The sequence below is a fragment of the Micromonospora sp. NBC_00898 genome (genome assembly GCF_045207895.1).
GTDB lineage: Bacteria > Actinomycetota > Actinomycetes > Mycobacteriales > Micromonosporaceae > Micromonospora.
In genome coordinates this window covers 4,902,697-4,923,987 of record NZ_CP108775.1, presented here as the reverse complement: position 1 = coordinate 4,923,987, position 21,291 = coordinate 4,902,697, and the positions used below count along the sequence as shown (strand labels likewise).

The 21,291-nt window shown below is 74.1% G+C and carries 17 protein-coding genes; 9 read left to right on the top strand and 8 right to left on the bottom strand.

The annotated features are described in order from the left end of the window. The first annotated feature begins 26 nt into the window (after positions 1–26). Together efeO and efeB are read left to right on the top strand one after the other, a co-directional pair. Positions 27–1,163 (top strand): iron uptake system protein EfeO, encoded by a 1,137-nt coding sequence (gene efeO, locus OG799_RS23895; RefSeq protein ID WP_406037695.1) that lies wholly within the window; start codon positions 27–29, stop codon positions 1,161–1,163. Continuing rightward, entirely contained in the window at positions 1,160–2,512 is a 1,353-nt protein-coding gene (gene efeB / locus OG799_RS23890; RefSeq protein ID WP_406037693.1) for an iron uptake transporter deferrochelatase/peroxidase subunit, read from the top strand. Before efeO ends, efeB begins: the two co-directional genes overlap by 4 nt. Positions 2,513–2,566: 54 nt before the next feature. On the opposite strand, the gene OG799_RS23885 is transcribed toward efeB, so the two are convergent. After that, entirely contained in the window at positions 2,567–3,577 is a 1,011-nt protein-coding gene (locus tag OG799_RS23885; protein WP_406037691.1) for an RDD family protein, read from the bottom strand. 41 nt (positions 3,578–3,618) lie between these two features. Between OG799_RS23885 and OG799_RS23880 the strand changes: the two genes are divergently transcribed. Further along, positions 3,619–4,620, top strand: coding sequence for a stage II sporulation protein M (locus OG799_RS23880; RefSeq protein WP_406037689.1), 1,002 nt, complete (start codon positions 3,619–3,621; stop codon positions 4,618–4,620). Here the strand turns inward: OG799_RS23880 and OG799_RS23875 are convergent. The 5 genes from OG799_RS23875 to OG799_RS23855 are packed head-to-tail and all read right to left on the bottom strand — an operon-like array spanning position 4,587 to position 9,748. After that, positions 4,587–5,897 (bottom strand): DUF58 domain-containing protein, encoded by a 1,311-nt coding sequence (locus OG799_RS23875; protein ID WP_406037687.1) that lies wholly within the window; start codon positions 5,895–5,897, stop codon positions 4,587–4,589. The two genes, OG799_RS23880 and OG799_RS23875, sit on opposite strands and share 34 nt — an antisense overlap. Then, on the bottom strand, positions 5,894–6,883 hold the full coding sequence (locus OG799_RS23870) for an AAA family ATPase (protein WP_406037685.1): 990 nt from the start codon (positions 6,881–6,883) through the stop codon (positions 5,894–5,896). The genes OG799_RS23875 and OG799_RS23870 overlap by 4 nt, the downstream gene beginning before the upstream one ends. Next, complete coding sequence (locus tag OG799_RS23865; protein WP_406037683.1) at positions 6,880–8,259, bottom strand: DUF4350 domain-containing protein; 1,380 nt, start codon at positions 8,257–8,259, stop codon at positions 6,880–6,882. Before OG799_RS23865 ends, OG799_RS23870 begins: the two co-directional genes overlap by 4 nt. Next, positions 8,256–8,900, bottom strand: coding sequence for a DUF4129 domain-containing protein (locus OG799_RS23860; protein WP_406037681.1), 645 nt, complete (start codon positions 8,898–8,900; stop codon positions 8,256–8,258). The genes OG799_RS23865 and OG799_RS23860 overlap by 4 nt, the downstream gene beginning before the upstream one ends. Further along, complete coding sequence (locus OG799_RS23855) at positions 8,897–9,748, bottom strand: hypothetical protein (RefSeq protein ID WP_406037679.1); 852 nt, start codon at positions 9,746–9,748, stop codon at positions 8,897–8,899. Before OG799_RS23855 ends, OG799_RS23860 begins: the two co-directional genes overlap by 4 nt. 215 nt (positions 9,749–9,963) lie before the next feature. On the opposite strand from OG799_RS23855, the gene mtrA reads away from it, so the two are divergent. The 5 genes from mtrA (at position 9,964) to hpf (ending at position 15,812) form a co-directional block, all read left to right on the top strand. Continuing rightward, positions 9,964–10,653 (top strand): MtrAB system response regulator MtrA, encoded by a 690-nt coding sequence (mtrA, locus tag OG799_RS23850; RefSeq protein ID WP_109800655.1) that lies wholly within the window; start codon positions 9,964–9,966, stop codon positions 10,651–10,653. A 45-nt stretch (positions 10,654–10,698) separates the two neighbouring features. After that, a complete protein-coding gene (gene mtrB, locus OG799_RS23845) occupies positions 10,699–12,414 on the top strand; it encodes an MtrAB system histidine kinase MtrB (protein ID WP_406046382.1) in 1,716 nt (571 codons plus the stop codon). Next, on the top strand, positions 12,411–14,204 hold the full coding sequence (locus tag OG799_RS23840) for an LpqB family beta-propeller domain-containing protein (protein ID WP_406037676.1): 1,794 nt from the start codon (positions 12,411–12,413) through the stop codon (positions 14,202–14,204). Before mtrB ends, OG799_RS23840 begins: the two co-directional genes overlap by 4 nt. Positions 14,205–14,210: 6 nt before the next feature. Further along, positions 14,211–14,915, top strand: a complete 705-nt coding sequence (locus tag OG799_RS23835) for a ComF family protein (protein ID WP_406037675.1) — start codon at positions 14,211–14,213, stop codon at positions 14,913–14,915. A 249-nt stretch (positions 14,916–15,164) separates the two neighbouring features. After that, positions 15,165–15,812: a ribosome hibernation-promoting factor, HPF/YfiA family gene (gene hpf / locus OG799_RS23830; RefSeq protein WP_406037673.1), complete on the top strand. Its 648-nt coding sequence runs from the start codon at positions 15,165–15,167 to the stop codon at positions 15,810–15,812. A 77-nt stretch (positions 15,813–15,889) separates the two neighbouring features. Here hpf and OG799_RS23825 read toward each other — a convergent pair whose 3' ends face one another. Then, entirely contained in the window at positions 15,890–17,005 is a 1,116-nt protein-coding gene (locus OG799_RS23825; RefSeq protein WP_406037671.1) for a GNAT family N-acetyltransferase, read from the bottom strand. Then, positions 17,002–18,168, bottom strand: coding sequence for a GNAT family N-acetyltransferase (locus tag OG799_RS23820; protein WP_406037669.1), 1,167 nt, complete (start codon positions 18,166–18,168; stop codon positions 17,002–17,004). The genes OG799_RS23825 and OG799_RS23820 overlap by 4 nt, the downstream gene beginning before the upstream one ends. A gap of 160 nt (positions 18,169–18,328) precedes the next feature. Here OG799_RS23820 and secA point away from each other — a divergent pair, with 160 nt between their 5' ends. Beyond that, the gene (secA, locus tag OG799_RS23815) at positions 18,329–21,250 is read left to right on the top strand and encodes a preprotein translocase subunit SecA (RefSeq protein WP_406037667.1); all 2,922 of its coding nucleotides are present in this window, start codon (positions 18,329–18,331) and stop codon (positions 21,248–21,250) included. The last annotated feature ends 41 nt before the right edge of the window (positions 21,251–21,291 follow it).

The window sequence follows — 21,291 nt, the reverse complement described above, 5'->3', positions numbered from 1 at the left end:
GCCTTTTCCGAGGAGAGAAAGCTCTGATGCGTACCACCCGCTTCGTCGTGCTCGCCGCCGCCGGCGTGCTGGCCGTCACCGGCGTCACCGCCTGCGGCGCCGACACCGAGGGGAAGTCGGCCGCCAAGGCCGGCAACGCGGTGAAGGTCAAGGCCACCGATACCGCCTGCGAGGTGGACGTCACCGAGCTGACCGCCGGTCAGGCCACCTTCTCGGTGACCAACTCCGGCAGCAAGGTCAACGAGTTCTACGTCTACGCCACCGGCGACCGGGTGATGGGTGAGGTGGAGAACATCGCCCCCGGGCTGAGCCGCGAGCTGCGCGTCGAGCTGCCCGCCGGGACGTACGAGACGGCCTGCAAGCCCGGGATGAGTGGCCGCGGCATCCGCGCCGCGCTGAAGGTCAGCGGCACCGCCGCGACCGTCGCCCCGAACGCCGCGCTGAGCCAGGCTACCGCCAGCTATCAGCGCTACGTCACCAGCCAGACCGCCGCGCTGCTGACCAAGACCGAGGAGTTCGTCACCGCGGTCAAGGCCGGCGACGTGGCCAAGGCCAAGGCGCTCTACCCGGTGGCCCGCACGTACTGGGAGCGGATCGAGCCGGTGGCGGAGATCTTCGGCGACCTGGACCCGAAGATCGACGGCCGCGAGGAGGTCATCGAGGCGGGGATGGAGTTCACCGGGTTCCACCGGATCGAGAAGGATCTCTGGACCAGCGGTGACATCGCCAAGGACGGCCCGATCGCCGACCGGCTGCTGGCCGACGTCAAGGAGATCGTGGCCAAGGCCAACGCCGAGAAGCTCAACCCGCTCAAGCTCGCCAACGGCGCCAAGGAACTCCTCGACGAGGTGGCCAGCGGCAAGATCACCGGCGAGGAGGACCGCTACTCGCACACCGACCTCTGGGACTTCAGCGCCAACCTGGAGGGCTCGAAGGCGGCGATCGCCGCGCTGCGCCCCGCGCTGGAGCAGCGCTCGCCCGAACTGGTCAAGCAGCTCGACACCGAGTTCGCCAACGCCGAGTCCACGCTGGGCAAGCACCGGGCCGGCGACGGCTGGAAGCTGCACACCCAGCTGAGCAAGGCCGAGCTCAAGGAGCTGTCGGACAGTATCAACGCGCTGGCCGAGCCGATCAGCAAGGTCGCCGCGGTCGTCGCCCGATGACCACCACGCCAGGAGGTGACGCGATGAGCGAGCCGAGCACCGGGGCCGCCACCGAGGCGGCGCCCGCCGACGAGGCGCGCGGGACGACGCTGTCCCGGCGGCGGGCCATCACCCTGGCCGGCGTCGGGGTCGCCGGGGTGGCGGGTGTCGCCGCCGGCGCCGCCGCGCTGGTCCGCGACTCCGGCCACGCGGTGGCGAACGACGTGGCGGCCGGGGCGGTGCCCTACCACGGCGAGCACCAGGCCGGCATCACCACGCCCGCCCAGGACCGGCTGCACTTCGTCGCGTTCGACGTGATCACCAAGGACCGGGCGAAGCTGGTCGCGCTGCTCCAGGAGTGGACGGCCGCCGCCGCCCGGATGACCGCCGGCAAGGACGCCGGGTTGATCGGCGCGGTCGGCGGCGTGCCGGAGGCGCCGCCGGACGACACCGGTGAGGCGCTGGGGCTGCCGCCGTCGCAGCTCACCCTCACCATCGGCTTCGGCCCGACGCTCTTCCGGGACGCGCAGGGCAGGGACCGGTTCGGCATCGCCGACCGGCGGCCGCCCGCGCTAGCCGACCTGCCGCACTTCGCCGGGGACGCGCTGCGCCCGGAGATCTCCGGCGGGGACATCTGCGTCCAGGCCTGCGCCAGCGACCCGCAGGTGGCGGTGCACGCCATCCGCAACCTGGCCCGGATCGGCATGGGTGTGGTCAGCGTCCGCTGGTCGCAGCTCGGCTTCGGGCGTACCTCGTCGACCTCCCGGGACCAGGCGACCCCGCGCAACCTCTTCGGCTTCAAGGACGGCACCGCCAACCTCAAGGCCGAGGACGCCGGGCTGCTGCGCGACCACCTCTGGGTCCAGCCCGGCGACGGGCCGGACTGGATGACCGGCGGGTCGTACCTGGTCAGCCGCAAGGTCCGGATGCTGATCGAGACCTGGGACCGGACCTCGCTGGCCGAGCAGGAGCAGATCGTCGGCCGGACCAAGGGCAGCGGCGCGCCGCTGGGCAAGGGCGCCGAGTTCGACGAGCCGGACTTCGCCGCGAAGGGCGATGACGGGGAGCCGGTGATCGCCGAGACCTCGCACGTCCGGCTCGCCCACCCGGATCTGAACAACGGCGCCCGCCTGCTGCGCCGCGGCTACAACTTCGTGGACGGATCCGACGGGCTGGGCCGGCTCGACGCCGGGCTCTTCTTCATCGCCTACCAGCGGGACCCGCGGAAGCAGTTCGTGCCGATCCAGACCCGGCTCGCCCGTAACGACGCGATGAACGAATACCTGCGGCACGTCTCCAGCGCCGTGTTCGCCTGCCCGCCGGGGGTGCGCGACGCCGCCGACCACTGGGGACGCGCGCTCTTCGCCTGACCCGGGTCGCCCCGGCCGCCGAATCGGCCGGCCGGGCCTCCGGCGTCGACCGGATCAGCCCGCCGGGCGCCCGGCGTCGACCGGGGCGGGCTGCCCGCGTACCGGATGGGGCTGGTCGGCGACGGCGGGTGCCGGCGCGGCGGGCCGCACCACCGGCGCGCCCGCCGCCGAACCGGTCGTGGCCGGCGGCGGCACCGCGACCGGCGGTGCGGTCAGCTCGGGCCAGAGCGTCGCGGTGACCCCGCGGGCGTGATACAGCCGGTTCACGGCCCGACGGTGCCGTTCGGCCAGCACCGCGGCCAGGTAGACGGACTCCGGCGCGCCCCACGGCGGCGGCGGGGAGATCACGGCGGCCACCTCGGCCCAGAGCGCACGACCCAGGCGGTCCCGCTCCGGCTCCACCAGCTGGTGCACCCGGCCCAGGTACTGCCGGGCCGCCAGGGCCAGCCCGTCGTCCAACCGGGTCAGGTCCAGGGTGTGCGCCCAGCCGGCCAGCGCCGGGACCGCCAGCGGGACCGGCCGCCACACCGCGGCACCCCGGGTGTGGACCACCATCGTGCCGGCCACCAGGTCGCCGAGGCGCCGCCCGCGCGGGTCGGTCAGCATGACCGTCACGCTCGCCGCCCAGCTCAGCAGCGGCAGCACCAGCCCCGGCCACTCCACCGCGACGCCCACCAGGGCCCGGGTCAGGGACTGCCCGACCCCGACCGGACCGCCGTCGGTGCGGACCACCCGCAGGCCCACCGCGAGCTTGCCGAGCGTCCGGCCACCGGCGAAGCGTTCCATCAGCACCGGGTAGCCGACCAGCACCAGGACCAGCAGCACCGTCTGCAGGGCGCCCGTCAGGGCGGCGTCCACGACCGCGGCGGGCAGGGCGAGCACCAGCACGGTCAGCCCGGCCGACAACAGCGCCGCCACGATCACCTGGGCCAGCAGGTCGATCACCAGGGCGAGCACCCGGGAGCCGAGCCGGGCCGCCCGGACGTCCAGCTCCACCGCCTCGCCGCTGACCAGGCCCGCGTCGGCCCATCGGTCGGCGGGCCACGCCGGAGGTTGCGCTCTCACCCGGACAGTGAACACTATGGGCGCCGGACGGGGGAGGACGAGTGGATCTCGACGCGTACGTGGCGGAGCACGCCGCCGAGTGGCGGCGGCTGGAACAGCTCTCCGGCCGGCGCCGGCTCGACGTCGCCGAGGTCGATGAACTCGTCGCGCTCTACCAGCGGGCGGCCACCCACCTCTCCGTGCTACGCAGCCGCTCACCCGACCCGGCGCTGGTCAACCGCCTCTCCCACCTGGTGCTCGCGGCGCGGGCCCGGATCACCGGCCGGCCCCGGCCCTCCTGGGCGGCGGTGCGCCAGTTCCTCGTCGCCAACCTGCCGGCCGCCCTCTACCGGGCCTGGCCGTGGTGGTGCGGGGTGGCGACCACGTTCAGCGTGCTCAGCGGGTTCCTCATCTGGTTCGTCGCGGATCACCCGGACACCGCCGCCGCGTTCATCGGCGACGACGCCGCCGCCGAGCTGGTGGACTCCGCCTTCGCCGGCTACTACACGGAGTTCGCCGCGCCCACCTTCGCCTTCCAGCTGTGGACGCACAACGCCTGGATCGCCGCCCAGTGCCTCGCCTCCGGGGTGCTGGTGGTGCCGGTGTTCTACCTGCTCTGGCAGAACGCACTGAACCTCGGCGTGGTCGGCGGGGTGATGGTCTCCTACGGCCGGGCGGATGTCTTCTTCGGCCTGATCACCCCGCACGGGCTGCTGGAGCTGACCGGGATCTTCGTCGCCGCCGGGGTCGGCCTGCGGACCGGCTGGGCCTGGATCTCCCCGCCGGCGCACCTGAGCCGCGGTCGGGCGGTCGCCGCCGCGGGCCGCTCCGCGATCGTGGTCGCCGTCGGCCTGGTCGGCCTCTTCGCCGTCTCCGCGCTGCTGGAGGCGTTCGTGACCCCGGCGCCCGTGCCGGTCGCCGTCCGCGTGGCGATCGGCGCCGCCGTCTGGCTGGCCTTCCTGTCGTACGCCCTGCTGCTCGGCCGGTACGCGGCCACCCGCCCCGCCGCCCAGCCGATCCAGGCGGCCGGTCAGAGCTGGCCGAGCGCCTTGAGCCGTAGGTAGGTGTCGGCGACCGTCGAGGCCAGCCGGTCGGCCGGGGCGTCCACGACGGTCACGCCGTGCCGGGCCAGGGCGGCGCGCACCCGGTCCCGCTCGGCCAGCGCCCGCCAGGCCGCCGCGGCGGCGTACGCGCCGTCCGGCCCGCTCGGCGGGTCGGTGGTGAGCCCGGTCAGCACCGGGTCGTGGGTCGCCGCGACCACCACCCGGTGGCGGGCGGCGAGCCGGGGCAGCACGGGCAGCAGCCCTTCGCCGAGCGCGCCCGCCTCCAGCGCGGTGAAGAGCACCACCAGGCTGCGCTGCCGTTCCCGGCGCAGCACCTCGCCGGCGATCAGCTCGAAGTCCGTCTCCACCAGCGCCGGCTGAAGCGGGGCGACCGCGTCGACCAGCCGGGACAGCAGGGCGGGCCGGCCGCTGCCGGTCACCGTCGCCCTGATCGCCGCGTCCGCCGCGATCAGGTCGACCCGGTCACCGGCCCGGGCGGCGAGCGCGGTGAGCAGCAGCGCGGCGTCGACCGCCGTGTCCAGCCGCGGTTCGTCGCCGACCCGTACGGCGGAGGTCCGCCCGGTGTCCAGGACGCAGACCAGGCGCCGGTCCCGCTCCGGCCGCCAGGTGCGGACCAGCACGTCGGAGCGGCGCGCGCTGGCCCGCCAGTCGATCGAGCGCACGTCGTCGCCGACCACGTACTCGCGCAGGGTGTCGAACTCGGTGCCCTGGCCGCGGCCCCGGCTGACCTGCATCCCGTCGATGATCCGCAGCCGGGCCAGCTTCTCGGGCAGGTGCCGCCGGGAGTCGAAGCGGGGCAGCACCCGCAGCGTCCACGGTGGCGTGCCGGGGCGGCCGGCGCGCTGCCGGAAGGCCAGCCGCAGCGGCCCGAAGGAGCGTACGGTCAGCACCGCCGCCGGCCGGTCGCCTCGCCGGGCCGGGGTGAGTCGGACGGGCAGCGTGGCGGTGTCGCCCGCCCCGACCGTCAGCACCCGCGCGGGTGGCACGTCCGGCCGGGCGCCCGCCGAGGGCAGCCAGGCGTCGCGGACCTGGGCGCGCAGCGTACGGCCGGCGGTGTTCGCCAGGTGCAGTGTGACGGTGGCGGTGCCGCCCAGCCGGACCGTCCGGTCCCCGGAGCGGGTGGCCTCGACGGCGTGCAGCGGCACGGCCAGCGCCCAGTCGACGGCGACGAGCAGCAGCACCAGGCCCGTCATCACCGCCACGCCGAGGAACGGCACCGGCCAGACGGGCAGGGTCAGCGCGCCCGCACCGAGCAGCAGCGCCGCCCGCCAGGTCATCGCGGCGTCGGCACGGTGGCCAGCACCGTGTCCAGCACCGCGTCGACGCTGACGCCCTCCAGCTCGACCTCTGGGCGCAGCCGGAGCCGGTGGCGCAGGGTGGGTCGGGCGACCGCCTTGACGTCGTCGGGGACGACGTGGTCGCGGCCAGCCAGCCAGGACCACGCCTTCGCCGTGTTGAGCAGGGCGGTGGCGCCCCGGGGTGAGGCGCCCAGTTCGAGCGCGGGCGTGTTCCGGGTGGCCCGACACAGGTCCACGAGGTAGCCGAGGAGCGGCTCGGCCACGTGCACCCGCCCGATCGCCTCCCGGGCGGCGGCCAGGTCGGCCGCGGTGGCGACCGGGCGTACGCCGGCGGCGCGCAGGTCACGCGGGTCGAAGCCGGCGTGGTGGGCGCGGAGCACGCCCAGCTCCTCGTCCCGGCTGGGCAGCGGCACGGTGAGCTTGAGCAGGAACCGGTCGAGCTGCGCCTCGGGCAGCGGGTAGGTCCCCTCGTACTCGATCGGGTTCTGGGTGGCCGCGACGATGAACGGGTCGGGCAGCGCGCGCCGCTCGCCCTCGACGGAGACCTGCCGCTCCTCCATCACCTCCAGCAGCGCCGACTGCGTCTTCGGCGGCGTCCGGTTGATCTCGTCGGCGAGCAGCAGGTTGGTGAAGACCGGCCCCTCCCGGAAGGTGAACGCGGCGGTGTGCGGGTCGAAGATCAGCGACCCGGTGACGTCGCCGGGCATCAGGTCCGGGGTGAACTGGACCCGCTTGGAGTCCAGGTCCAGCGCGGTGGCCAGGGTGCGGATGAGCAGGGTCTTGGCCACCCCGGGCACCCCCTCCAGCAGCACGTGCCCACGGCAGAGCAGGGCGATCACCAGGCCGGTGACCACGGCGTCCTGCCCGACGACCGCCTTGGCCACCTCGGCGCGCAGCCGGTGCAGGGCGGCGCGGGGGTCGTGCTGCTCGCCGGCCGGGGCGGCGGCGGTAACGGGTCCGGTCACCGGGGGTCTCCTTCGGTCGGGTGGTCGGGTCGGGTGGCGACCGTACGGGTCAGCCGATCCAGCGCGCGAGCCAGCTCCAGCAACTCCCGGTCGGTGGCCGGCTCGTCGCCGTGGAGCAGCTCCGCCGCCTGTTCGGGGTCGAGGCCGGCGCGCGCGGCGACCCGGGCGGCCACCTCGTCCGGTGGCGTGTCGGGCGGCAGGTTGAGCCGGGGCAGCAGGCGGTCGCGGGTGGCGGCGCGCAGCGTCGCGGCGGCCGGGCCGCGGGCGCCCGCGCGCCGGTAGAGCCGGGCCCGCCCGAGCACGGTCTCGGCGGAGCGGACGGTCACCGGCAGTGGCTCCGGCACGGGCGGCCCGAGCCGCCGGGCCCGCCAGAGCACCACCAGCAGGCCGGCGAGCGCGAGCTGGACGAGCAGCGCCCAGAACCAGACCGGGAAGGCGGCCCAGAGCGGGTTCGGGTGCGGTTGCCGGCCGTCCGCCCGGTCGTCGTCGGGCGGGCCGCCGTCCGGCCGGTCGGCGTTCCCGTCCGGTCGGCCGCCGCTGCCGGGCCGGCTGTCCCCGTCCGCCCGGGCGGAGCCGCCGGGCGACGGCGACCAGGCGGGGTCGCCGTCGGTGCCGGTCCCGAAGGTCGGCGCGGGCGCCGGGCCGTCCAGGTCGAGCCAGACCAGCGAGCGGGGGCCGCCGAGCAGGCCGGTGGCAAGGGTCCGGTTGCCGTACTCGTCGATCCGGTCGTTGCGGAACGGGTCGCTGGCCCCGATCACCACCACCTCGGTACGCCACGGCACCCGGACCAGCCCACCGGCGTAGCAGCGGGTGGCCGACCAGGTGGCGGGGATCGCGTACCGCTGCCGGTCGGCGGCGGCGGTGCCGGCGCGGGTGGCCTCGGGCAGGGCGCAGGGGTGACCGTCGGCGTCCGGGGCGGTGGCCCGGGTGGCCCAGCGGCGATCGCCGGGCGTCACCGGCAGGCCGAGCCCCTCCAGCACCCGCCGGGACGGGTCGACCAGCACCAGGCGGCTGCCGGTGGGCAGGTCGTCCAGGGCGGCGACGGTGTCCGGGTGGACCAGCTCCGGTGCCGGCACGAAGAGCGTGGCGGGACCCGGCCGGGCGGCCAGCAGCGCGCGCAGGGTGTCCGTCTCCCGGCGTACGGTCACCCCCTGCCCGCGCAGCGCCTCGGCCAACCGACTGCCCCCGTCGTTCCCGGTGGCGACCGGGGAGAGGAACCCCCGGTCCGCCGGGTCGGGCTGGTCGACGGCCTGCGCCAGCAGGGTGGCCGCGATCAGCAGCACGGCCAGCCCGAGCGGGATCAGCACCCGGTGCCGGCGGCGGGCGCGGCGGGGCGGTGGCTGGACGGCGGGCGGCGCCGCGACGGTGGCGGTCACGGCTGGTCACCGCCTCCGGCGGTCAGCTCGCGGTGCAGGTCGGTGGCGAGTTGGCGCATCCGGCGGTCGTGCTCGGGGGTGGCCGGGCGCTGGGCGTACCAGAGCTCGGAGAAGATCGTCCCGGCGGCGTGCAGGACGGGGTGCACCCGGGGCCGGGTCCGGGCCGCCGCCGCGGTCAGCTCGGTGACGGTCATCCCGGGGCGGTGCTCGACCACCCGTCGGGCGACCAGTTCGCGGACCATGTCGCGCAGCCGCTCCCGCACCGATTCGGCGTACCGGCCCTGGGCGGCGAGGCGGTCGGCGAGCGAGACGTACCCGGCGGCGGGTGCCGGCTCGGCGGCCCGGGGTGCGGGCACGGCGGGCGCGGCGGAGGCCCGGGCCGGGCGGCGTCGGCGGCGGCGCAGCCGGGGCAGCCGCCAGCGGGGCAGCCGGAGGCGCGGCAGCCGCCAGCGGGGCGGCCGCAGCCGGGGGAGCCGCCAGTGGGGCAGCCGCAGCCGGGGGAGCCGGCGGGGCACCCAGGCCGGGAAGGAGTACCAGGCCAGCGCGGCCAGCAGGGCGGCGAGCACCAGCAGCAGGGCGGCGAGCGGGAGCGGGACGACGTCGCCGAGCGCGGCGACGGCCTCCGTCCACCACCGGCTCACCGCTGCACCGCCAGCAGGGTGGGCTCCGGCGGGTCCGCCGGGGCCCGGGAGAGCCGGATGTCCAGGCCCTCGGTCCGCATCCGGGTCTCCAGGTGCAGTACCGCGTCGAGGCAGGCCAGGGCCGGGTAGGCGACGGCGTTCACGCCGACCCACGCCGCCGTGGCCACCGGCAGGGCCCAGGCCGGGTCGGTCAGGTCCACCAGCGCCAGCAGCATCAGGCCGTGGAAGACGCCGAGCCCGATGCCGAGCCGGATGAGCCACCAGCCCAGGTAGCCGAGCAGCCGGATGCCGGCCGCCCGACCGCCGGAGCGGACCGCCAGCCGCAGTGCGCGCAGCGGCGCCCGGCTCGCCGGGACCCGGTCCACCACCAGCGCGGGGACGACCGCGCCGAGCAGCCCGTACGCGACGAACCAGGCCGGCCCGAGCAGGGCCGCGACCAGCACGGCGAGCCCGATCGCCGGCGCGGCGGCGACGGTGGCGCCCCACCGGGCGCCGGCGGGTCGCAGCAGCTCGCGTGGCCCGACCCGGCGACCCAGCAGCGCCGCCCCGGCGCCCCGGGCGGCCGGGTTGCCGAGCAGCGCGATGATCGTCGCCTCGGTGGCCGCGCCGACCGCGAGCAGCAGCCAGAACCAGCCCCACCGGCCGGCGTCCAGCCAGTACTCCGGCGGTTGCGCGTCGGCCAGCACCCGCAGCGGGTGCAGCAGCAGTTGCTCGCCGAGCGCGAGCAGGACGGCGAGCGGGATCAGCAGCCGGGCCTGGCCGCGCAGCAGCAGGACCGCCGAGTCCAGCAGTTCGCCGACCGTCAGCGGACGGCGCGGGAGCACGGCGGTCAGGCTGACCTCGGGCACGCGTACTCCTGGCGGACGGGCGGTGGTGGCGGGCGGCGGCGCACCCGAGGGATCATGGTTGCACGGGCGTTCCCCGGCCGGTGGACCCGTCCGCCGGGCGGCGCGCCACGCGCGTCCGGTGGCGCGGCAGCTGTGGTGCCTGGTGTCCGGTCGCAGTACGGTGCCGTGGTAACGCCCAACCCTCCGAAACGAACGGGGATGGAACGATAAACCCCATGAGAGCCCGGGTACTGGTGGTCGACGACGACCCCGCGCTCGCCGAGATGCTCGGCATCGTCCTGCGCAGCGAGGGTTTCGTGCCCTCCTTCGTCGCGGACGGGGAACGGGCACTGGCCGCGTTCCGTGACAACCGGCCCGACATCGTCCTGCTCGACCTGATGCTGCCCGGAATGAGCGGTATCGACGTGGCGCGGGCGATCCGGACCGAGTCCGGCGTGCCGATCGTGATGCTGACCGCCAAGAGTGACACGGTGGACGTGGTGCTCGGGCTGGAGTCCGGGGCCGACGACTACGTGGTCAAGCCGTTCAAGCCCAAGGAGCTGGTGGCCCGGATGCGGGCCCGGCTGCGCCGGGGTGAGGACGTCGCGCCGGAGTTGCTGACCATCGGGCCGCCCGGCAACCAGATCTCCATCGACGTACCGGCGCACACGGTCAGCCGGGACGGCGAGGAGGTGAAGCTGACCCCGCTGGAGTTCGACCTGCTGGTCGCGCTCGCCCGCAAGCCGCGGCAGGTCTTCACCCGTGAGGTGCTGCTTGAGCAGGTCTGGGGCTACCGGCACGCCGCGGACACCCGCCTGGTCAACGTGCACGTGCAGCGCCTGCGCGCCAAGATCGAGCCGGATCCGGAGCGGCCGGAAATCATCCTCACCGTTCGGGGCGTGGGCTACAAGGCGGGTACCGGATAGCCTGGTCGCACTGTGGTGACCTCTCCGCCCCCCGACTCGCCGACCATCGCGTCCCGCCGGCTCCAGGCCGCGCGGGCGCTCTGGCGTGTCCTCGCCGCCTGGTCGGCCGGGCTGGTCGCCGGCCTGCACCAGACCTGGCGGCGGTCGCTGCAGGTCCGGGTGGTGACCATCACCCTGGTCGCGTCCAGCCTGCTGGTCGGCGGGTTCGCGTACCTGGTCGCCGACAAGATCACCAGCATCCTGCTGGAGAACGCGGAGACCGACGTCCTGCTGCGGCTTCAGAACGGCAGCGACTACGCGGGCAAGCAGTTCCGGACCTTCAGCCAGCCGCAGGAGGCGCAGCTCCAGGACACCATCGACGGCACGGTCAGCTACCTGGCCGGCGGTGATCCGGCGCAGACCAGCGGGGTGGTGGTGGCCATCACCGCGGACCGGTACGCGGGCACCATCGAGGCCCGGACCTCCCCGGTGACGGACCTCGAGCCGCTGGTCAGTCCGGCACTGCGGGCCGCGGTCGCCGAGGGCAAGGTGGCCCATCAGATCCGCACCGGCGATCTCGCCGGCCAGCGCACCAAATACCTCGTGTACGGCTCGCCGGTGCCGACCCGGTTCGGCCAGGTGGAGCTCTACTACCTCGTGCCGTTGGCCCGCCAGGACGCCACCGCCGGCGACGCCCGGGCCACCGTGGTCGCCACCGGCGTCGCCCTGGTGCTCCTGCTGGGCCTGCTCGCCGCCCTGGTCACCCGGCTGGTGGTGACCCCGGTCCGGGTGGCCGCCCGGACGGCCCAGCGGCTCTCCGCCGGCCTGCTCGACCAGCGGATGGTGGTCAACGGGGAGGACGACCTGGCCCTGCTGGCCGCCTCGTTCAACCAGATGGCGAGCAACCTGCAACGGCAGATCCTCCGGCTGGAGGAGATGTCCCGGTTGCAGCGCCGTTTCACCTCCGACGTCTCGCACGAGCTGCGGACCCCGTTGACCACGGTCCGGATGGCCGCCGACCTGATCTTCGCCGAGCGGGACGAGTTCGACCCGGCGGTGGCCCGCAGCGCCGAGCTGCTCCAGGCCGAGCTGGACCGGTTCGAGGAACTGCTCACCGACCTGCTGGAGATCAGCCGGTTCGACGCCGGCTTCGCCATGCTGGACTCCGAGCCGACCGACCTGGTGCCGGTGGTGCACCGGGTGGCCGACCGGCTCGCCGGCCTGGCCGAGCGGGTCGGAGTGGCCATCGAGCTGGACGTGCCGGCCACCCCGGTGATCGCCGAGGTGGACCCCCGCCGGGTCGAGCGGGTGCTGCGCAACCTGGTCGGCAACGCGGTCGAGCACGGCGAGGGCAAGCCGGTGCTGATCACCCTCGGGATGGATCAGAACGCGGTCGCGATCACCGTCCGGGACCACGGCGTCGGGCTCAAGCCGGGCGAGGAGAAGCTGGTCTTCAACCGGTTCTGGCGGGCCGACCCGTCCCGGGCCCGGCAGACCGGTGGCACCGGGCTCGGGTTGTCGATCAGCCTGGAGGACGCCCGGCTGCACGGCGGCTGGCTGGAGGCGTGGGGCGCGCCGGGGCAGGGCGCCCAGTTCCGGCTGACCCTGCCGGCCCGGGCCGGTGACCGGCTGACCACCTCGCCGCTGCGGCTGGTGCCGGTGGACGCCGCGCTGCCGTTCGGTGGCCCTCGGAACGGCGGCCTGCTGGCCATCGGGCCGGGCAGCGCCGGCGCGCTGGCGATCGGCTCGGCCGACGGCGACCGGGCGGAGCTGACGTCGTGAGACGCCGACTGCTCGCCGTCCTGCTCGGTGGTGCGCTCCTGCCGGTGGGGCTCACCGGCTGCGGCATCCCGGCCGAGTCGGACGTCCAGGTGGACGGCCGGGGGCCGGCGGCGGAGGCGGGCGCCAGCAACGGCGGCGGCGCGCAGCCGCCGACCCGGACGGCCAGCAGCGACCCGAAGGAGTTCGTCCGCAACTATCTCGCGGCGGCGGCGGGCGAGCGGGATCAGGCGTACAACCGGGCCTGGCAGTTCATCGCGCCCGAGGCGAGGAGTCAGCTCCGGGAGAAGCGGAGCGAGATCGCGCTGACCGTGGTGCGGCTCCGGGAGAACCCGGAAGCCAAGCGGAACAACGACAACACCAGCGTGGTCACCCTCAACGTCCAGCAGGTCGGCGTGCTGCAGGCGGACGGCACGTTGACGGCGCCGGTGGCCACCGAGACGATGTACCAGTTCGCGCTCCGGCCGGCCGACACCGGCGATCCGGGGCTGCTCATCACCAACCTGCCGAACGTGCTGCTGCTCAGCGACGAAGCCCTGCAGAGCTACTACGTCGAGCGCACGATCTACTTCTGGAACTCCGACCAGAACCAGCTGGTGCCCGACCAGCGCTACCTGCCCTCCACGATGCCCGCCGAGCGCCGGGTCACCGAGGTCGTCAAGTGGCTCGCCGGCGACCCGTCCGACTGGCTGGCCCAGGGGGTGATCAAGCTGCCGCCCGGCACGGCGCCGATCAACAACGCCACCGGCACCGACGGGCGCTGGGAGATCAACCTCACCATGCCGGGGGCCAACGATGCCAAGTTGGCGCGGCTCGCCACCCAGCTCGCCTGGTCGCTGCCGGAGCTGACCGGGCAGCTCGATCTCAAGATCCAGAACCAGAGCCGGCGCACCATCGACCTCAAGCGCGAACGCCTGGACAATCCGGTGTACCCGACCGGTGGGAGCCCGCAGCGGTACTGCGTGTACGACGGCGCGATCCACCCGCTCAACTTCCCGGGCGAGCCGAGTGGCCCGGTGCCGGTGGTCGCCACGGCGAACAGGGGCGTCGTCTCGGCGGCGCTCAGCCGTTCGCAGAACGGCGTCCTCGCCGCGCTGGTGGTCACCCGCTCCGACCGCCGGCAGCGGCTGATGGCTGGCTCCGGGCGCGACCAGGTCTCGGTGCTCACCCCCAGCAGCCGCTGGTACGCCTCGGTCGGCCGTCCCACCTGGCTCCGCCCGGTCGATCAGCAGCACCAGTACGGACTGGTGGTGGCCGACAGCAAGCTCTACCGCTTCGACGACCAGGCCGGCATGGTCCCGATCTCGCTCGCCGTGCCGGGGCCGGTGACCGCGGTGGCCGCCTCGCTCGACGGGCACCGGATCGCGCTGATCGCCGACGGCGCCCTCTACGTCGCGGCGGTCAGCCTCGACGGCGGCGCGGTCACCGTCGGGCCGCCCCGCCGCCTGGCCACCTCGCTCACCGACGTCACCGCCGTCGACTGGTTCGCCGAGAACCAGCTGGTGTTCGCCGGCTCGGAGGACCGTCGACCGGTGATCTACCAGACCACCGTCGACGGCGCGCTCGACACCGCGCTGGAGCGGGAGATCGGCGCCCCGGTGACCCACCTCTCCGCCTATCCGGGCGGCGCGGTCGGGGGGCTGCCCACCGGCTCGTACATGTACGAGGCCAACCGGGTGGCCTTCCGGAACAACCCACCCGACATCATCAAGCGGGACCAGGTCCTGGACGTGACGCCGCCCCCGGCGGGGGCCAAGCCGTCCAACCCGACCGTCCCCTTCTTCCTCTACTGAGTCCTCGTGCCGGACCTGGGCGGGCTCTGGTCGGACCTGACCGACCTGGTCCTGCCGGCCGGCTGCGCCGGCTGCGGCGCGCGGGCCGTGGGCATCCGGCGGGGCTTCTGCCCCGGCTGCATCCGCGAGCTGGAATCGCTGCGCCCCGCCCCGACGCGCCCCACCCCGGCCCCGGCCGACCTGCCGCCCTGCGTGGCTCTCGGCCCGTACGCCGGGGCGCTGCGGGAGGGGCTGCTCGCGTACAAGGAGCGGGGCCGGCACGGACTGGCCCGGCCGCTGGGCGCGCTGCTGGCCGAGGTGGTGGCCGTGGCGGTGGGACCGGTCCGGCCGGTGGCCCTGGTGCCGGTGCCGGACACCGCGCCGGCGGCCCGGGCCCGGTACGGCGACCACCTGGACCGGTTGGCCGGCCATGCGGCGGCCCGGCTGCGCGGCGCCGGCTGGCCGGTCCGGGTGCTCCGGCCGTTGCGGGCGCTGCCCCGGCCGGACTCGGTCGCCCTGGACAGCGCGGGCCGGGCCGCGGCGGCGGAGTCGGCGTTCCGGCTGCGCCGGCCGGTTCCGCCGGCCGGCCGGAATGCCGCGGTGGTGGTCCTCGACGACATCGTCACGACGGGCGTCACGTTGGCGGCGGTGAGCCAGGTCTTGCAGCCGGCGGGAATGACGCCAAACGTCGCGGCGGTGCTCGCCGCAACGCAAAAACGACGCCATTGGTGACGCTTCGTGTTTCCGTTTCACCCTATGGTGTACGACCTGTGAAAATTCCTGGGCGGTCTCGACAACGAGGGGTGACTGTCACAGGAACAGGCGTTAGCGTTTTCGTGTCGGGGGTAGGAGGTCTTGCCACCCGCCCCCGGCGATGAGAGGAGGCGTAGCCGTACTGAACCGGTCGACGCCGAACGGGGATCTCCCAGGCGTGCCGACCGGGTTGCCGGACCGAAAGACCGTCCGAACAAGGGAGGTCACGTGGACATCGTGGTCAAGGGCCGTAACGTCGAAGTGCCGGACCATTACCGGGTGCACGTAGCCGAGAAACTCGCAAAGATCGAACGCTACGACCACAAGCTCATTCGAGTCGACGTGGAGTTGTTCCACGAGCGCAATCCGCGCCAGGCCGATCATTGCCAGCGGGTGGAAATCACCTGCGTGTCGCGGGGCCCGGTGGTCCGGGCCGAGGCCTGCACGAATGACTTTTACAGCGCGCTGGACGCCGCGATCGCCAAGCTGGACACCCGGTTCCGCCGGGCGGCCGACCGGCGCCGGGTCCACCGGGGGCGGCACGCGCCGCTCTCCGTCGCCGCCGCCACCGCGGACCTGCCGGTCGCCGACCTCGGCGAACCCATGTCCGCCGCGCTCGCCGACGGCGCCCGCACCGCCACCGCGGTCGCCGAACGACCCGAGGACAGCTACGAGGAGTACGACGACGACCAGCCCTGGCACATCGCGCGGGAGAAGGTGCACCCCGCCGAGCCGATGACCGTCGACGACGCCCTGTTCCAGATGGAACTGGTCGGCCACGACTTCTACCTGTTCCACGACAAGGAGTCCGGTCGGCCGAGTGTCGTCTACCGCCGTCGCGCCTACGACTACGGGATCATCGCGCTCGAGGCCTGACCCCTGACCACCCCTGGGACACCGGCCGCGTGGGCCGTGGTGGGCGACCCTGCCACGGCCCCGCGGCGTCTCCGGCCTCAGCCCGCCGCCGACAGGTCGGTGGCGAGCAGGCCGTACAGGACGGCGTCGACCCGGCTGCCGTCCGGGCCGGGCAGCCGGCCGCGGGCCAGCCCTTCCCGGCGGAAGCCGACCTTCTCCAGCACCCGCCGGGAGGCGAGGTTCTCCGGCCGGGTGCCGGCCCAGAGCCGGGCCAGCCCGACGCCGAACGCCCAGTCGGCGAGAAGCCCCACCGTCCGGGTGGCCAGCCCTCGCCCGCGGGCCTCCGGCAGCAGGCTGTAGCCGAGCATCGCCTGGCCGGTCGACGGTTCGTCGTACACCAGCGCGCAGCCGCCGGCCACCTCGCCCGTGGTCGCGTCCAGCACGGCGAAGTCGGCCGAGTCGCCGGCCAGCCAGTGGCTCTCCGCCCGCCGGCAGCGCCGCTCGAGCGCCGCCCGGGTGGGCGGCGTCGGCGGTACCCGGTTCGCCACCACCTCCGGCCGGGTGTGCAGCCGGTACATCGCCGCCACGTCGTCCGGGCCCAGCCGGCGCAGGGTCACCACGCCGTCGGTGAGCCGCCCGTCGGGCAGGTCGGGCAGGAGCCGGACGGCCGGTCCGGGCGGGTCGTCGGCGAGGCGTACCCAGGCGATGAGATCGTCCCAGCCACCGCCGCGGACCGGGCTCGCGGACCGGCGTACTCCCTCGTGGCGGAAGCCGGCGGCCAGGGCGACCCGCTGGCTGGCCGTGTTCTCCCGGTGGGTGAGCAGCTCCAGCCGGGCGGTCCCGGTGGCGAAGGCGTGCCCGGCCAGGGCGCGGGTGGCGGCGGTCGCCACGCCGCGGCCCCGCGCCCACGGCGCCACCCAGTAGCCGATCTCCGCCTGCGCCCGGTAGGGCACCACCTGGCTGAGGCCGGTCCCGCCGAGCAGCCGGTCGGTGGCCGGGTCCGCGATCGCGTACGCACAGCCGCCGCCGGTCCAGGCCGCGGGCGCGCCCTCGGTGATCCACCAGCGGGCGGTCTCCTCGGTGTACGGGTCGGGCATGCCGGAGATGAACCGCTGGGTCAGCGGATCGGCGCAGCCGGCCGCGGTGTCCGCCACGTCGTCGAGGCGGAACAGCCGCAGCCGGACCCCGTCGCCCTCGATCACCGCCGGTGTCACATCAGGTCCTCGGGGAGCAGCGCGGCGACCCACACGTCCTGCCGTTCGCCCCGGTGCTGCACTCCGGCGCGGGCGGTGCCCTCGAAGACGAAGCCCGCCTTCTCCGCGACCCGCCGGGAGGCGGTGTTGCCCACGTTGGCCCGCCACTCCACCCGGGCCAGGCCGAGGGTGGTGAAACCCCAGGTGCTGATCGTGGTCAGCGCGGCCGGCATGAAGCCGCGTCCGCGGGCGTGCGGCGCGGTCATGAAGCCCACGTCGGCGACGAGCGGGCAGGCGGCCGAGATCCGCAGGTCGATCGAGCCCGCGTACCGGTCGTGGGCGTCGGCGATGGCGAAGGACGCGCCGGTGCCGCGGGCCCAGGCGGCGCTGGCGACGTCACGCAGGAAGCCCTCGGCGTGCGTGTGCTGGTACGGGTGGGGGACCGTGGTCCAGCGGATGGTCTCCTCGTCCTGGCAGGTCGCCACGACCGCGTCGAGGTCCCGTTCCTCCAGCGGGCGCAGCCGCAGCTCGGTGGCGCCGGCGGTGGCGAAGAGGACGGGCTGCGGCCGGCCGAACACGGCGGCCCGGCGGGCCGGGAGGGTGTCCGGGCCGGCCGGCGTGGGCTCGCCCGGCGCGGCCAGCTCGTCGGGGAAGAGGGAGCCGATCCAGCCCTCCCGCCGGCCGTCCACCGCCGGGTGCGCCAGTCGCAGTTCCCCCTCGATCCGGAAGCCGGCCCGGAGCGCGACGAGGCGGGAGGCGTGGTTGCCGATTTCCGCCTGCCAGATGATCCGGCGCAGCTTCAGCGCGTCGAACGCCCAGCGGGCGACCGCCCGGGTGGCCCGCACCGCGACGTTCCGGCCGCGCGCCCAGGGGGCGGTCCAGTAACCCACCTCGCCGGAGTCCAGGCCCCGGTCGATCGAGACCAGACCGCAGGAGGCGAGCAGCTCACCGGTGTCGGCGTCGCAGACCGCGAACGGGGCCCCGGTGCCGTCCGCCCAGGCCGTGCCGCTGATCTCGGTGACGAACCCGAGGGCGTGTTCGGGCAGGTACGGGCGAGGTACGGTGGTCCAGCGCTGGATGTCCGGATCCTGGCAGGCGTGGTGTACCGCGTCCGCGTCCTCCGCCCGCCAGGGTCGCAGCAGCAGGCCGTCCTCGATGATCTCCACAGGCTCCACCCGTGCCATCGTGCCGGATCGTTCGCGTTGGGCGTAACCCGATAACCGCCGGTCAGGGCGTGGGCCGCGCGTTATGTCGGTTTCGCTGCCCCGGACCGCCGCCACCAGTGACCATCGCCGCGGCGGAGCGCCTACGATGGTTCGAGACTGTCTAGGGGAGCGTTGATCCGTGTCGATTCTGGAAAAGGTCCTTAGCGCGGGCGAGGGCCGTATGGTGCGCCGGCTCAAGGCCATCGCCGCCGCCGTCAACTCGATCGAGGACGACTACGTCAACCTCACCGACGACGAGCTGCGCGGCCTGACCGAGCAGTACCGCGAGCGGCTCGCCGACGGCGAGACCCTCGACGACCTGCTGCCCGAGGCGTTCGCCACGGTGCGTGAGGCGGCCGCCCGGGTGCTCGGCCAGCGGCCGTACGACGTCCAGGTGATGGGTGGCGCGGCGCTGCACTTCGGCAACATCGCCGAGATGAAGACCGGTGAGGGCAAGACCCTGACCTCGGTCATGGCGGTCTACCTCAACGCGCTCTCCGGCGAGGGCGTGCACGTGGTCACGGTGAACGACTACCTGGCCCAGCGCGACGCCGCCTGGATGGGCCGGGTGCACGAGTTCCTCGGCCTGACCGTCGGCGTGGTGCTGCCGAACCGGCCGGCCAGCGAGCACCGCGCCGCGTACGAGTGCGACATCACCTACGGCACCAACAACGAGTTCGGCTTCGACTACCTGCGCGACAACATGGCCTGGTCGAAGGACGAGCTGGTGCAGCGCGGCCACAACTTCGCCGTGGTCGACGAGGTCGACTCGATCCTCATCGACGAGGCCCGGACCCCGCTGATCATCTCCGGCCCGGCCGAGCACTCGGCCCGCTGGTACCAGGAGTTCGCCGGCGTGGTGGCCCGCCTCCAGCCGGGCACCGACGGCGAGGGCGACTACGAGGTCGACTACGCGAAGCGGACCATCGCCATCTCCGAGCGCGGCGTGGCCAAGGTCGAGGACCGGCTCGGCATCGACAACCTCTACGAGTCGGTGAACACCCCGCTGGTCGGCTACCTGAACAACGCCATCAAGGCCAAGGAGCTCTACAAGCGCGACAAGGACTACATCATCAGTGATGGCGAGGTCCTGATCGTCGACGAGTTCACCGGCCGCATCCTGCACGGCCGCCGCTACAACGAGGGCATGCACCAGGCGATCGAGGCCAAGGAGGGGGTGGAGATCAAGCAGGAGAACCAGACCCTGGCCACCATCACCCTCCAGAACTACTTCCGCCTCTACGAGAAGCTCTCCGGCATGACCGGCACCGCCCAGACCGAGGCGAGCGAGTTCAACAAGGTCTACAAGGTCGGTGTGGTGACCATCCCGACGCACCGGCCGATGGTGCGGCTCGACCGGGCCGACGTCATCTACAAGACCGAGAAGGCCAAGTTCAACGCGGTCATCGAGGACATCGCCGAGCGGCACCAGGCCGGTCAGCCGGTGCTCGTCGGCACCGTCTCGGTGGAGAACTCCGAGATCCTCTCCCAGCTGTTGCGCCGCCGCGGCATCCCGCACTCCGTGCTGAACGCGAAGTTCCACGCCAAGGAGGCGGAGATCGTCGCCCAGGCCGGGCGCAAGGGCGCGGTCACCGTCGCCACCAACATGGCCGGCCGCGGTACGGACATCCTGCTCGGCGGCAACGCCGAGTTCCTCGCCGCGAACGAGCTGCGCCAGCGCGGCCTCGACCCGGTCGAGCAGCCGGAGGAGTACGCCAAGGCGATGGAGGAGGTCCTGCCCAAGTGGAAGCAGGCCTGCGACGTCGAGGCGGAGGAGGTCGGCGCCGCCGGTGGCCTCTACGTGCTTGGCACCGAGCGGCACGAGTCCCGGCGGATCGACAACCAGCTGCGCGGTCGGGCCGGCCGGCAGGGTGACCCGGGCGAGTCCCGCTTCTACCTCTCGCTCCAGGACGAGCTGATGAAGCGCTTCCGGGCCGGCGCGGTCGAGGCGGTGATGGAGCGCTTCAACATCCCGGAGGACGTGCCGATCGAGTCGAAGATGGTCACCCGCCAGATCAAGAGCGCGCAGGCCCAGATCGAGGGCCAGAACGCCGAGATCCGGAAGAACGTCCTCAAGTACGACGAGGTGCTCAACAAGCAGCGCCAGGTGATCTACGCCGAGCGCCTCCGGGTGCTCAACGGCGAGGACCTCTCCGAGCAGGTCCGCAACATGATCGACGACGTGGTCGGCGCGTACGTCGTGGGCGCCACCAGCGACGGCTACGCCGAGGACTGGGACCTCGACCAGCTCTGGTCCAGCCTCAAGCAGCTCTACCCGGTGGGCCTCACCGTCGAGGAGTTGGAGGAGGAGGTCGGCTCCCGCGCCGGTCTCGACCAGGACTTCCTGCTCGCCCGGCTCAAGGAGGACGCGCACGCCGCGTACGACCGGCGCGAGGAGACGCTCGGCGAGGAGGCGGTCCGCCAGCTCGAGCGGATGGTGCTGCTCCAGGTCATCGACCGGAAGTGGCGTGAGCACCTCTACGAGATGGACTACCTGCAGGAGGGCATCAGCCTGCGGGCGTACGCACAGCGCGACCCGGTCATCGAGTACCAGCGCGAGGGCTTCGACATGTTCGCCACCATGATGGACGGCATCAAGGAGGAGACGGTCGGCTTCCTCTACAACCTGGAGGTCCAGGTGCAGGAGCCCGAGCCGGAGGCCGAGGAGGTGCAGTTGCTGGAGAAGCCGGTGGAGATCCACGCCAAGGGTCTCAACCGGGCGCCGCAGCAGCAGGGCCTGCAGTACTCCGCGCCCACCATCGACGGTGAGGCGGGCGCCGGCGCGGTGGCCGTCGAGCGGCAGGAGGAGCAGGCGCCGGCCCTCGGCCTGGGTAGCCCGGAGAAGACGGCCCGGCCGGCCGCCCCGGCCAACCCGTCCTCGCCGCGTCGCCCGGCGGCGGCCGGCATGAACGGCCAGGCCGTCGCGGCGGGCACCGCGCGTCGGGCGGCGCCGGGTCAGGTGGACGGCGCTGAGGCCGGACCGTCCCGCAACGCGCCCTGCCCGTGCGGCTCCGGCCGTAAGTACAAGCGCTGCCACGGCGCGCCGAACAACGGCGCCTGAGCAACCCGCGGCATTGACGGGCCCCGGCTGGGAACGGCCGG